Origin of the sequence: Neptuniibacter marinus (assembly GCF_965223595.1) — a bacterium.
Lineage (GTDB): Bacteria > Pseudomonadota > Gammaproteobacteria > Pseudomonadales > Balneatricaceae > Neptuniibacter > Neptuniibacter marinus.
The window spans coordinates 3444983-3459440 of record NZ_OZ245004.1; the positions used below are offsets into that span (position 1 = coordinate 3444983).

Annotated in this window: 6 protein-coding genes; all 6 read right to left on the minus strand. The window is 44.7% G+C overall.

Translation table 11 applies throughout. From position 1 onward, the window contains the following. Positions 1–12: 12 nt before the first annotated feature. Positions 13–2163, minus strand: a complete 2151-nt coding sequence (mobH, locus tag ACOQOE_RS16290; protein WP_277054114.1) for a MobH family relaxase — start codon at positions 2161–2163, stop codon at positions 13–15. Positions 2164–2319: 156 nt separating this feature from the next. After that, positions 2320–3501: a DUF4268 domain-containing protein gene (locus tag ACOQOE_RS16295; protein WP_022609801.1), complete on the minus strand. Its 1182-nt coding sequence runs from the start codon at positions 3499–3501 to the stop codon at positions 2320–2322. Positions 3502–3572: 71 nt separating this feature from the next. After that, on the minus strand, positions 3573–5999 hold the full coding sequence (locus ACOQOE_RS16300) for a hypothetical protein (protein WP_022614404.1): 2427 nt from the start codon (positions 5997–5999) through the stop codon (positions 3573–3575). Continuing rightward, positions 5999–9880: a hypothetical protein gene (locus ACOQOE_RS16305; protein WP_277054111.1), complete on the minus strand. Its 3882-nt coding sequence runs from the start codon at positions 9878–9880 to the stop codon at positions 5999–6001. Before ACOQOE_RS16305 ends, ACOQOE_RS16300 begins: the two co-directional genes overlap by 1 nt. Before the next feature lie 96 nt (positions 9881–9976). Next, positions 9977–12628, minus strand: coding sequence for a DEAD/DEAH box helicase (locus tag ACOQOE_RS16310; RefSeq protein WP_350397674.1), 2652 nt, complete (start codon positions 12626–12628; stop codon positions 9977–9979). Between the two features lies 1 nt (position 12629). Then, positions 12630–14453, minus strand: a complete 1824-nt coding sequence (locus ACOQOE_RS16315; protein WP_420554478.1) for a site-specific DNA-methyltransferase — start codon at positions 14451–14453, stop codon at positions 12630–12632. Positions 14454–14458: the final 5 nt, after the last annotated feature.

Here is a 14458-nt window from a genome sequence, read left to right on the forward strand (position 1 = left end):
ACTTCAAATGGATTAACGTTTAGCGTGAGCGGTAAACAGAACCGTTTCCCCCTCATCAAACTGGCATTGGTCACTGGCCGAGATCCCCCGAAGCAGCTGTCCGGCTGGAATGCCATGCTCATTGGCGACTTGGCGTAAGGTTTGAATCGTGACGCGAATACCATCGGCACTATGATCCACGTCTGGGTAATCGCCATCGGTCAGTAAGATCGGCAAATCTTTCACAAAACTAACCATCTGTTGCCGCTGCGCGTGTTTGGGGTCTGTACTTGAGTTCGCATTGGCCGCAATAGGCTTTTGCTTACGCTCCGCTCTTGTGGCGGGCTCTTTTGCTTGGGCATTGGCTGTCTCAGTTCGACTCGGACGCTGTGAAGCCTCTTCGTTCTGAATTGGTTCCACTGACTCTGCGTCTTGTTTGGAAAGGTCAATCAGTGCAATTAGCCCTTTAGAAATCGATACTTTCAGCAGTAACCCTTGCTCCTGAACGCCATCATTCGTAGTCACAGTTCTGGCCTTACGTGTCGGGTTTGCGGGATCTAGTTCAAGCCAATCTAATCGACTGAGTTCAGCAAGCAGTTTTCGGGGAGCACACCAAGGTCTTACGGCATCGGGATAGCGGATCAGTATCTGTTCACCAACCATAACCAACGCACTGCTGGCCTCTGGGAGCCACGCCAAAGATTCAGGGAGATTCAATGCTTCTGTATCGTGCTGGTTCACGTTATTTGAGATAGCGCCATCATGAAAATTGTTAGGCTTTTCACATCCATCACCCGGAACGTTTTCATTTGCCTGGGGGTTATTAACATCACTAGCAAGACGAAGTTCATCATCTTGGTCGGACGGTTTTGTCGATGGCGACTCAGCCGAATTGCTGTGTTCAATTGATGATGACTCTTCAGACAAGCCTGGCTGCTCACTGGAACGACTCTGAGGCTCTGCTTGTGTTTGCTGTGTTGCTTCCCACTCAGATTTGCTAAACAGCCTCACACCACTTGGTACATTCGAACTGAACAATAAATCGGCCTCAGATATATGCAGCATGGGTAACCAGATTGGCTTGCCGTCTTTGATCAGCACTTCAGGGGCAAGGCTTTCATATCGCTCATTTGAGGCTGATTTTGTGGCTAATCCTCGCTCAATGAGGATGTCCGCAAGGGTATCGGGATCTCTTGGAATGCCAGGTATCTTGTCTTTGGCCAATAGCTCAATGATGTCCTTAGCCGCGCTTTTCCAAACCAGGTAAAGATTGATTGATTGATTCGATTTTCGTACCCAGACTCTGGCGTCTCGCTGATTGACCAGCCACTGGGAACTGGCAAGCAATCGCCTCATGGCATCAAGTAGATAGCGTTCGACTGGGACACCAAGGGCATTGTCGTCAACGGAAATTCGTTGAGCTTTCAGGTCTCGCTGGACACTGGTTTGGTCAGCTTCAATGACCAATTTGGACAGGACATGCTCTGGATCGGTATTGCCAATTGCTTCCAGCATGGCTTGCAAAATCTCAGGGCCCGGCTGGGTTAACCAAGCGAGCAACTCAGGTGTCATCACCCGGTTTAAAACCAGAATTGAGAATTGCTCGTGCCGCTTGCACCGTCCGTCGCGCCAGCGAATGAAATAGCGTTCAATGCTGTTATTAGTGGTCCACTGGGATAGTGTTTCTAAAAAAGGGTTCCACTGATAGCGTCCATCTTCGTCTGTGATGGATAAGTCTGAAACAGGCTTACCAATATCATGGAACAAACCGCCAAGAGCAGCAGCAACACGCCATCTTGGTTCCAGCTCTTTTTTCTCAACCGGTGTGCCACTGGCAACAAAGATGATACCTTCAGCTGCTTGTGCCGCCCAGAAAGCAACTTCCAACGAGTGACGTAATAAACCACCAGCGCCACTGTGATGATGATGCTCAGAAGCTGGCAACAAATGAACATAAGCAGCCAGATGGTCAATACAGGGCTGAATCAACCGTTGAAAATCACGCTGATTAAAGCCAAGTACCTGGCGCAGCTTGGCAATTAGCTCGTCTTGTGTGGACTGCAAATCCTCGGGTGACGCAGCTGGCAACCCCTTCAGGAATGGTGGGTAGCGTGGGATTTCTGCATCCAGTTGAGATGACAGCTCTGGTAGTGCTTTTGTTTGAAAAAATAGGTTTTTGAACATAGTGAACCTCCGACACGATAGTGTGAAGGTTCAATCTAGTGTTGCTGGCTAATTAGATTCAAAGATTTAATACTTATATGTGCAGACAATGTATTTAGGTCTTTTAGCACCCGATGAAACAAGCGAGTTGAAATACTAAAATTCAGCTTACGGGAATCAGGATACCTCTGCCGGTTTGTTTTTTAGCGCTTCAGCCGCTTTTTGCAGCGGCCCTTTTAAAGCTTTTTCTAACTTAGTCATCTGCTCTAAGTGCCACGCAACCGCATTGGGCCACGTATCTTTGTTGAAGCCATCGGCTTTGGTTGAAAACTGAATACGACAAGATTTCTTTTCATCCAATCTCATCCATTCAAGCTCCGCACCAAATACTTGTTCAATGTCCTGTTTGGACCCAAGCAATGAATCAAAGAGATATTTATTCTCTTCGGTAATTCCACGGCTAATCCAAAGCTCAACTCGAAGCTCTTTTTGCAGAAAAATCAGGTTATACGGACAACCACTCAGTCCAGAACCTGCTGATAGCCAATGATCTTTACTTGGGCTAATGTTGTTGTAGAGCTGGCACGGACTTTTCTGAAACGCCTCTAAGGCTCGCTCCCAGTATTCGCGACGCACCGTATGGCGGTTTTTCAGTACCACTTCGGTCGTTTTTTCTTCCGCTTCTTTAGCATTAATACCGATCATCAGCTCCTTCGCTTCGGGCGTGGGGATGATCTGGTCAATATTGATGAGTAGCTGCTCTCCCAACGAATAAGGGGTAATTTTGAAGCAAGCAATACTAATGCCTTGCCCCAAGAGCCAAAGTGCAGTACTGGTCACTTCTTTGCGAAAGTTTGCCGCAACCAACATAATACGCTGGCTGTTACCTAGATTGAGCTTGACCTCATCCAGATCTGGCGCATCCAGAAATTCACAAATTCTTTGACTGGCATTAAGTGCAGCACCTTGGGGGCCATTTAACGGGTCAACTTCTCCTGTTACAAGTTCATAGCGATCCAAGTACTGTTGGTAGATTTCAACTATCTGCGCTTTGGTCAAACTGGCGCAGTAGGAGGCATATTTAAGCGCCTGCCAGACCACATCACGACCGCTGTCATCCAGTTTATTTTCAATAATGACCAAGTTGCCATCTTTATCTAGCGCAAGTAAATCTAAGCGTTCGCGGGTATCATCAAAGCCATCGAACTCCTTTTGAATAATTAATAACTCTTCACCCAGCGCAGAAGGCTCATGCGCCAACCATTCCTGAAGGTGTTTTCGCTCAGAAAAGCCAAGCTCACTGAACTTCTTTGCCCTAACAGGACTAATCCTGTTGGTTTGATGATTTACCGTGAACATGGTTATTTATCCTATTACTTAGCATTTTTTATCGCTTCAATTTCATTTACAGAATTATTTAATAAAGTCATTTAGCAACTGAGCAAAATCGCATCTCTAGACTCGGGATTTATCTCTTTCCATCGCTTGATTAATGTTGTGACGCAGGGGTTACCCGCAAGCTGATTCATACGAACCCAATCAACATCTAGCAAATCAGCAAGTAATTCGATGTCCAATTCACCTTGCAAGGTGTGCCATTGTCGGATGCTTGGCTGTCTCATCAACTGAGCTTTTGGAGAGGTTAATCCACCGACAACAAAATATCCCTTTTCTTTGTCGTACCATATGCGTTGAATACCCGGAATGTTACTCATCCAGCGTTTGATGTCATTTAAAGGCTTATCAAAGTATCGAGATAACAAGGTATCTAAACTACCGCTGATTGATGTATCTTTTTTCTTTCCTCGCTTATCTAACCAACGCTGAATAACCTCTTTTTTTACCTGATAGTAAGTCACCTTCGTTTCATTTTGCTGATGAAGCGAAACTAATTGTTCTTGCCATAATTCAACTAATTCGGGTAACTCACTTTCAAATCGCATTGTTGCCTTTTGGCTGGATAACACGCCATCATCACTCAATTCTTTGACAATATTGAGCAATACTTCACTATCTGGCAGAACCCAATCCGTCAACGGATAAGGCTTCTGTTTCTTGGTTAAATCCGAAAGCGCATCTTCCATACCCAGTGGCAATACATTCGTTTGGTCGTAAGATGGATCTTGCATCATGATTGATACTTGTGAATCCTTATCCTTACTCAAAACAAGCGTAATTCTTGCCGCAAATCGTCGTTGTTTATCAACTTCAGTACCGTAGTAATCCATTACGACATTCTGACGATAATTATAGGGCCACTTCTCATTCATCAAAGTGAGCAAATCATCTACGGATGTTTCGAAATTGGCGAGGTACTCATTTATTTTCAAAGTCATACCAGAATCAGTGGGATCGAAGGGGATCAACACCGGCCTGTCGTTTGAAACCGTAAACAAATAACCATCAGTAATGACAATGGTTGATTCATTTAAACAGGCGCGTTGCAATGGCAAAACCTGAGAAACAGGCCGGTCTACGTCAATGAGTAAACGTTTAAGCTCTAACTCTTTAAGAACCACTTCAAGCTTTCTAATAATCGCTTCTTTGTATGCCTTGGTATCTAATAATTCGTAGTTGTAGGTGTAATATCCACCTTCAGACGCAACGTATAGCTTTATCGGGTCATCGTCTCTTTTTGACTCGATTAATAACCTTTTTTCGACTGGATCTCCCGTTACATCATGAGGATTAACATTGATATGTTGAACTGCACACCGTCCAACTAAAGACTTCGTTAGTGGATAACGGTCATCTTCAATACCTTTTTCCTGATCAAGCAGAATCAAAACACGGTCCGAACGTTCAAGCTTTATCCGTTCAAAGTCATTTACCGCAATTCCGTCTAGTAAATCCCACGAAACATCGACGCCTTTCTGTGCAATGAGCGATTTAAATAAGTCTAAGATTTCTTCACAAGCAACAACGGTATTAACTCTTAGGTCTATAACCTTGATTTCACCGGATATATCGATGCTTGGGAAAGATGACTTAGCCTTATTGGCCTTATGCTTTGTTTTCAACGTCAGTGGTTGGAGATTTAACGTTTTAGCTGAAAGTTCAAAACCATAGTCACGCGCAAAACAGATAAACGCATCTTGCACTGGTTTTAACACCATAGGCCAACTTTGCTCAAACCTAGTTGGTGTAGAAAGATCCAGAAACGGACGCTGTTTCCGTGAATTTTTACTCTTTCCAATTTCTTTAAACAGCGTACCTCTCGGTTTTCTTTCATGGCCAGGATACCACCTGACGAGTACCTTATTTTTGTCATAGACCCATAGAGGCTTCTTAATGCGATCTATATCATCGTCATTAGATAACGGTCTTAATGGAACATTGGTATAAAACAGAGCAATCTCAGTGGTATTTCCATCTTTTAACTGCTGAGTTCTACAATCTAGGCTGATCGCATTAACACCGCTAGCCCAGCTATCTACTTTCAATAACGGACAACCTAAACTGTAAGCGCCTTTACAATGACCGCCAAAAGCCCGTAATGATCGCATCATTAGTCGAATCCACACAGGATTTAACACCGGTGAATATTCAACTCGAACGGGAGTAATAGGTTGCAACTCAGCGTCTACAATAGACGGAGGAATATCACTTGAGCTTTGTAAAGCCACATAGAGACCAAACTGATTACCATTTTTTTTCATTAAATAGGCAAACTGCCGACTGTCTAGTTCAGCATCAATACGTTCTTCCCAGGCTTTCTTCTCTTTCCACTGATAGCTGTTATTGAGAAGTGGATAGTGATAAACCACGAATTTGTTGGCTTTATCTGCATCAACCTCGCTATTCAAATAAACCAAATGAGACAGCGGCAACTTCCTCAAATCTTTATTTTCATCCATTAACCTTGCTCCCCCATACGCTGCCAAACTATTTTCGAAAACCACTTAAAGCCAGACGTCATTTGATACCCATCACTCACCAAACAACCTGGTAGAAACAGGATTGAAGCATTCTCAACTTTTACCGGCTCCAACATTTCAGAAAAGCCCGATAAAGAACAATCTTCACCAGTCAATAGGTTCGCGATAACCAAAATGGCATTTTCACCACGGATTTGCCGGATCTTCTCCAGCTTTTTAATTAATCCCAAAGGCGCAAATTCAGGACGTTTACCAGAAGCAAGCCATTGCTCAAAGCCTTCATCTGACTGTTCCAGAGCAGCTATCGACCAAAATTTAGCATCAACAAAAACATCCGCGTTGGCTATCTCAAAATCATATAATTCAAACAACTCATGGTTGTAGACGTCTTGTTTAGTGGCTAGCTGCTTGTCACTCAGCAGTGCGCGAATACCTTCTTCACCAATACGCCCTTGTAAAATTCGCTGAATCACGACAGGATGAAATGCAAATTGCTCTTCAATATCGTTGGCAAACGGCTGAAACGACGTTCGAAAACCTTTACGATTAAACCAATCCGAAATAGCAGGTTGCCGATTAACAACCTCATAAAGCGTCTGTGGGTTATATTTGATCAATCCGGCTGCTCGCTTCGCAAAGAACTGCCAACTTTTTGGGTCGTACCATATTTCACCAGTAACCTTTGATTCCTCGGGCCGTTCAAAGCACGCCCAACGACACAAAGACTCAGTAATGCCAAACGTATTGTTATGCGGCATCCATTGGAGATCATGCTGTAATACAGCGCGGCCTAGTTCATGCCAAAGTCCTGAAATATCTTCGATACAACCCTTACCTTGTCGTGCATCTCGGATAGCGGAAACTAACTTGTTATCAATAATATCTACCGCAGCAGAGCCATCTTGGGATCGCGTTTTCAACAGGGTAAGAAAGTTGGAAACCGATGCATCTTCGGAATGAGTAAGATCATCAATCAGCTGATTATTAAGGTTTGAAACCCAATTTCGGTTGTTAGTACAAACGGTTAATTGGCCGTAGTTGCGAAGATGGCCTGCTAAATCATCGCTTAAATGAATGGCGACATGGGGCACATACGTCCAAGCACGTTCAATACGACCAACTTGCTGCTGCACGTCAGCGGCAAGATTCTTAACGTAGTCATTTGTCGCTTTATAGAGCTTGTTTAGCTCCTGGATTTTAGCGACTGAGTTATTCATTAACGGCATAATAAATTGCCGCTGCTGCTTACGTGAAAACTCTGAACGCCTGACTAATTTTTCTAAGTTTCTGAGCTGAAAGCCAGCATGAGACATTTCGTCATCATCGTCATTGCTATCCCATGGTGAAAAGTAAAAGTGCTTACTTTCAATAATAAACAGCGACGTCAGATCCATCTGCCCTTGAGAGTTAGGCAAGGAGTAATCCAAATTAATGCCATTGGTAGCGGATGCAGTTTGTGTCATTACCACCACGGTACGGCCAGAGTCGAACGCCGCTTGATATGCGTGCTCAAATCCTTCTCGCTTTTGTGCTTCAGCATTGAGCAAGCAAATCATCATGGGCTTGCCGTTGACAGCCAAAGGAATAAACACATCGTCAAATGAAGACAATACGCTAGTGGTTAAACACTCCATTTCAAGCCAATCAGCGCTCATTCTGCTGTTTTCTGCGGTATCACTTATCAACCACTTCCGAAGGTATTTGACTGAGTTAACAAAGGCCAGGTGCCCTTTATGTTGTGGCTCATTCGCTGCCAAATGCAGAACGTGCAGTAATTTAAACAACACAGACTGCCGGTATTCATACTTGTAATCTGAGTGCTCAGCCTCAAAAAATGCAGCGTTCAAATGCAGTTTTGCCTCCTGAAAAACTGGGGCATTGATAGCATCATCAAAGTCGTGGATCGTGGTTTTTAGTGTCGAGCGACGCTTTTCAGATTTATCTTTAACCAACGAGCGGATCACCGCCATTTGTAACTGCTTATCCTCGTCAGTTTGTAAATATGGAATCGGCTTCTTAAACCAATCTTCGGGGCGCTGCTCAAAGCTATCGCCCAGAAAACTCTCGGTACATTGTGGATTGCGGGCCTGAGCCACGTAACGCAAAGCGCTTTCAATCCAGCGTATATCGAAATGACCAATCCCCCTTTCGATATAAGAGGTTGCGGATAGTGCAAAAACGAGGTTTCGACTCGACAACGAAACCATTAATCCTTCAGGTGTTGTCGGCAATAGTGCGCGTTTAATTTTGATCCTCAACGGGTCAATATCCGCTTCGGCTTCATCCGTGGTTAACAGCCAGGTTGTTAGGCCAAACATATTCGTCTGAGTATTAGGTAATCGATTTGATCTACTCAACGCTTCTAACTCTGGCAAGCTAGTGCGAGGCAAGGAGAACAGCGATAAGCTGGGTAACGCTGTGCTGTAGTAGGATGGTCGATAGTCATTCGCAGGATCAAACAGCAATCGGTTTAGCCGAACGAGATACTCATAGGCTTCGGACTCATCGGTTGCGAACTGCGACAACAGCAAACTGAAGCGTCTGATATATTTCTCCATCACACGCAAAAAATCACCGACATCAACTGATGCTTCATCGCTTTGCCCATAACTTTTCACTTCAAAGCCGTGAGGTTTTTGCTGTAACTGCAAAGGCTCACTGGTTACTAAGTGATCTGAGCGAAACAGATATTTCTTTTCGAACGGCACACCGGATTCATACTGCTTTAATGGTATTACCAGCGCCCTAGACTGATTGAGATCGACACCTTTGCTGGTCAAATCCTCCTCTAGCTCCGCAATAAGCTGTTTAAGCTCACTGTAAAGCTCAGGTATAGGTTCAGCAGTAACAAACTGCATTCGCGCTAATAGGCGCTTACCGCCTTCAAGTAATTGACCAATACACTCAGGCGGCTCTTGCACCATTTGGGACTGGGCAAGTAATGTCTGTAGAATGTCCGCTTGGTAATCAAACTCATCAACAAATACAACCTTTTCGGCCAGTTGGCCGCTCGACATTCTAACTTTCTGTTTACCGTCGTAGAAGGAAGCGAACAGCTTCTGCGTTGTTAACACCAGCAAATGTTGCTTATCATCGTGCCAGGCAATCGCCGGGAAAATTCGACGCACCCATTTATTTTCTCTAAATAAACGAAGCTTTTCTTTTGCTTGCTCCGTGAGCTCATGCGTCTTGCCATGCTGCTTACTGGCATACTTCACTGCCTTCTCTAAGGACGACATGCACCCAAGTAGTGTGCGCTCGACAAAGCCACACAGTTTTCTTAGTTCCTGCTCTTCTCGTTCGAGTAAGACGCCCATCGAATCAGGATTTTTCTTTTTGTACTCAACATTACGGGCAATGGCCGCAACATTGTGGCAAGCACGAACGAGAGCCTCTTTATCAGCATTAGAACGAAACGCACCTAAACCATGAATATCCTCAATGGCCTTATAAGGATCGGGCAAGTCAGTTCTTTGAACACCTTGTTCATGTGGCAGTGCTCGTTGCGAAACCGCACTAACGACAGTTTCATCCTGTGCATAAAGAATACTAACCAGCAAGGGGTTACCCGAGCTGTCTTTTTCACTCGTGGCACTTTCATAAATGTCATGCAGGATATTCCAGCGATGGGTAACTAAGATGGCCTGCAACCCTTTGGATTTTATAAATTCAAGGCTCGCTGGAATTTTCCCGTCAGGGCTACGATAAAGCGAACTACTTTTGCCCCCGCCTGTTGGGCCTTGTAACTGGCAAAAGCCAGCAATAGCATTTTCGCTCTTTGCATTCACCGATAGGGCAAGCGCCTGTTCAATCGTATGCGCAATGATTTGATTATAAGAAGTCGGTAATGGCTGACTCATCTAAATCCTCGTTAACTTGATTTTCCTTTTGAGTTTCGCCCCTTTTTTAGAAGGGGCGACAAGGTTGGAGACAACACAACACCAACAAATGACTCATTAATTCAACTCAGGCACGATTTCCTGTGACCAACTGTCTTCCATCAGCATTCTGAACGACATACCACCCGACGCTGCTTCCAACGTAAGTTCGCCAGCATCCACCGCCGTCTTGACGTGCTCAGTTAACAGCTCAAATAATCGGCGCTTGTACTCAGTGTCATCGTTTCCTTTTAAATGCTCACCCTTGGTTTCCAGTACAGAGAAGCGGTAACTGCCAGAGTTTGGCTGTTCGACGCACACCAACAAGTCAGGGTAAACCTTTTGCTTTTGCCAGCCTTGCAGGCTGTACTCGCGTTGATTCACTGCAATACGATGCCACCAATGCACAGACTCTTGCTTATCCAAATACCAAGCTGTGTCGCGCTCTAAATTGTTCAGCCCATTTTGATAGACCTTTTCGAACAGGCTTTTTTCGAGTTCAGATCCATCTTTTCGGCGAAGTACCTGATCATGCTCACTGACATTAACCTCTAAGGTTTGCGCCAGTTCCCAATTTAGCTTTTCATTATCTGAAGCGAGTAGGCGCAGGGAAATATCACCCTTGTCCAACTTAGATCTGAAGATTTGTTCCGATAATTGTGCAACCTGTTGTTTAATGTCGCGCTTCATCTCTTTGAGTAGTTCAAGGCGGTTAGTAAACAAAGCCTCCTCAGAAACGCCATTACCACGCAAGATGTCTAACGTGTGCGTTAATACCCGCATGGCTTGCCATGGGTTTGGAATAACATCGGTGAGCTGCCTTACCATAAACGAAATATCTAGGCCTGCACTGGGGTCAAACTCGATGTTTTCGTGTACCGGATCGGCCAAGTCCAATTCACCTTGGTTATCCTTTGACATTTTGTAGTCGATACGGGCAATCGTGCGTTTTAACTTATCATCCACTAACTGGAAGTTCTCAGCGTTCAAATAAGACAACGACTCCCAATCTAGATCACCAAGCACATCCCGTTCATAATCGAATAAGCGGTAGCCGTCTTTGTTGCCAGCATCACGATGTAAAACCCGAGGCAAGAATATTTTAGGTAGGTTACGAAAACACTCTCTACGCAATAAGGTTTCTTTGCTTACCACTGCGGCGGGTTTATTCGCTTCTGAGGCTTTAACCTGATTCGCCACATCCCCCATGCCTTCTTCTTCTAAACCTTGCTTAACACCGGCAACGGCTTCCATCACATCCTGATCAAAGGTGTAGACATAACACTCATCTAAGCTTGGTTTTTGCGTCAATCGCGCATGTGGTTGACGGAGTACCCGGCCAATCATTTGGGTGATTGCCGTTTTTGCGGTCATTTTAGACAACACGGTTAACACATAAGCAAAGGGGCAATCCCAACCTTCACGTAGCGCATCCTTTGTGATGATGTATTTAACAGGGCACATTTCGCTGAGCAAATCATCATCACCCAACTCGTCTTTGTCAGACGTTTTCAGGCGAATTTCATTTTCATTTACGCCCAGTTTTTCTATCAAATACTCACGGGCGTCTTCCGCATGCACAAAGGCTGAATCTCGTTGGTCTTTACCTGTGCGCTCAACTCGGATCAGCATGATGGGCCGAATATAGCGACCGGTTTCGTTTTGAAGCTGCCCGGCATCCTGTTCAAGCTCTGCCAGTTTAGCGTGCGCAAGCGACAAGGTATGCTTCCACTCACTTTTGTCTTCGTTGATTAAGTTGATGGGTAACTTAATCATTTGCTCATCTTTCAAAGCTTGCCCAGACACGTTCACCAGTACATTTGAGTGATGCTTGCCGTTTGCGTTAGGCGTGGCCGAGAGCTCAAGAATAAACTTAGGGTTAAAGCCACACAGGGTTTCTCTTGCGGTTTCGCTATAGGCTTTATGCCCCTCATCCACAATAATCACTGGGCGAACCATGCGTAACACATTGCCTAAGCTTTGTTTAACTGACACTGAACCTGGGGCTATGCCTTCTTGCCAACCGTAATCGGATAGATCGTTACAATCTAAATTACGAATACTGCTCAATAGCGCCTCATTGGCTGTGGTGTCATCTTCAATCGGGAAGAAAGTGGTAAATCGCCCGCTATCGCGGAACATGCGCAAGGTTTCTTTCGATTGACGCGCACTGGATTGCAGCATCAACAGCATAACGCAGAGGTTTTCGTCGGTATCCCGCTTGGTAAATGCATCGTTCTTTTCGAGCACTTTTACGCGCCCACCCGAAGCACGCTCTAGCATTTGTCGATACGGATGCTCACGATTGGCCAACTGTTTCCAGGTTTGCTTGTAAATGGCATCCGACGGCACTACCCACAGCACCATACCAGTTTGTTGCGTAAACAAATCCGTTTGCAGGCGCTCAACCGCAGCAACACCAAGTAAGGTTTTACCACCACCCGTCGGTACTTTCAGGCATACATTAGGAATTGGCCGCTCTAAGCCATCAAATCTTGTGACATAAGGCGCAGGCACTAGGTGACCGCTTTTGTCTTTAAGTAGGTCAATACGGCGCTCCTGTACCAGAGCTTCCCACGTATCTTTGGCGTAATCGGTTAAGCGGGCCTCTTTGCCTTTCATTTTCTGAAATGCAACAAAGTCTTCCGCTTCTTCCTTGGTGTCGGCCAGCTTTTTTAAGTAATAGTCCAGTTTATCCAACACACCGTTTTGGTAGTCTTTTAACTCCATGTTACGCCCCCATAATACGATGGATAGCGTAAGGCAACTGGCAAAACTCAATGCGTTTTTCAGTTAAGTCCTTCTGGCTCATAAACTTCGCCACAGCAAAGACAATGGTGCGTTTCTTCGTGGCATTGTTTTTAGCAATCGCTTCAACTTTGTCCGCATTTAATGCCGCTTCATTTGAGCGCAACCATTCACTTTCTGGACGATAAAACAGATGAATACGGAATAAGTCTGTTTCGCCGATAAAACCATCGGCAGAAGCTTTAGCGACCGTTTCTAACGACTGCCCTGTGGCGGTATAGAACACATAACGTGCGAGCGCGTCGAATGACGGCATGGCTTCGCCGGTGAGTAAGCTTTCAATTTGGATCGGTTCACCCAAGGTACAATAAGTGAAACTGCCACCAATGCCAGGAGCAAACTCATCCACTTTGCGCTCACCGGTGACAGTCAGCACACCGTCTTTGAGCTCTTTTTTGATTTTGTCGAAATCTTTGCTGTGTTTTGCTTCAACTTTGGCTATTTTTTCAAGGAGTTCTGCGTGCTTTTTCTCAAAGACTGACCAAGTGATTTTTTCAGAAAGCAGTTCTTGCTTCTGGTTGCCTTTGAAGGGGTAGCCGTTGATAACACGGCGAACACGCTCTGCTGTCACCTCATCAGCATAATCTTCACATTCAATAAGAATGAATTTGCGATTGCCTTCATCACTCTTATTAGCCTCTAAAACTGCGTGAGCAGTCGTACCTGAACCAGCGAAAGAGTCAAGAATTATAGAGTTTTCATCCGTAGCAATTTTCAAGATTTTGCTTATGAGAACAGAGGGTTTGGGAGTTGGGAATGGTGAAACACCATTAAAAATTTTTGAAAGCTCAATACTTGCGCTTTGGGTGCTACCTGAATCACTGTAATCCCATACGCTGCGAGGAACTACTCCCTTCGCATCTGATAAAAACTTTTTCAATCTAGGTTTGGTACTTTTTCCGTCCTTTCCCCAGTACAACATATCGTCATTTTGCAATGCAATTGTCTTCTCCTGAGAAAACTTCCATACAGCAGTTTCACTAGGGTATACCACTTCACCTGTATTTGGATTTGTAATGCCATAGTAAAGGTTTGGCCTCTCAGATTTAGATTTATTACAGGTGTATGTACCTGAGCTCCAAGCCCCTCGTTCGTCATCATCTGAACTAGTGTAATTTTTTAGTTGCCCTTCATTCATCGGCAAACGATTTATAGACCATTCCTCTTGATTCTTGGCATAGACTAAAAGCCAATCATGATCGCTACTAAAGTATTCTGCATCATTAGATGGAGACACTTTTCTTTTCCAGCATATTGATGTAATGAAATTTTCGCGGCCAAATATTTCATCTAATAAGAGCCTTAATGCGTGTTGTTCATCATCTCCAATTGTAATAAAAATACTACCGTTCTCGTTTAATAGCTCTCTAAGCAAAATCAGCCTCGGCCACATCATGCAAAGCCATTTGTCATGACGCTCCAAGTCTTCTTTATCAACAGGATTGGCTGACTTTTTCAGCCACTCTTGCATCAATGGTGAACGCACGTTGTCGTTATAACACCAGCCTTCATTACCTGTGTTATACGGCGGGTCGATAAAAATGCAGTCTACTTTACCCGCATGGGTAGGCAGTAACGCCTTGAGGGCTTCAAGGTTGTCGCCATGAATGATGAGGTTGTCGTCCAATGATGCAGTATTGCCATCCAGCGGTAACGATTTATCCGCAACCACTTTTAATTCGCGAAACGGCACACTCAGATGGTGTGAATATACAAACTGCTTACCTTTAAAATCCAACGTTGGCATCGGTG

What these genes read in the sequence shown, in the direction of transcription:
- mobH (WP_277054114.1), bottom strand. Translation starts at nt 2,163, where the DNA reads ATGTTCAAAAACCTATTTTTTCAAACAAAAGCACTACCAGAGCTGTCA.
- ACOQOE_RS16295 (WP_022609801.1), bottom strand. Translation starts at nt 3,501, where the DNA reads ATGTTCACGGTAAATCATCAAACCAACAGGATTAGTCCTGTTAGGGCA.
- ACOQOE_RS16300 (WP_022614404.1), bottom strand. Translation starts at nt 5,999, where the DNA reads ATGGATGAAAATAAAGATTTGAGGAAGTTGCCGCTGTCTCATTTGGTT.
- ACOQOE_RS16305 (WP_277054111.1), bottom strand. Translation starts at nt 9,880, where the DNA reads ATGAGTCAGCCATTACCGACTTCTTATAATCAAATCATTGCGCATACG.
- ACOQOE_RS16310 (WP_350397674.1), bottom strand. Translation starts at nt 12,628, where the DNA reads ATGGAGTTAAAAGACTACCAAAACGGTGTGTTGGATAAACTGGACTAT.
- ACOQOE_RS16315 (WP_420554478.1), bottom strand. Translation starts at nt 14,453, where the DNA reads ATGCCAACGTTGGATTTTAAAGGTAAGCAGTTTGTATATTCACACCAT.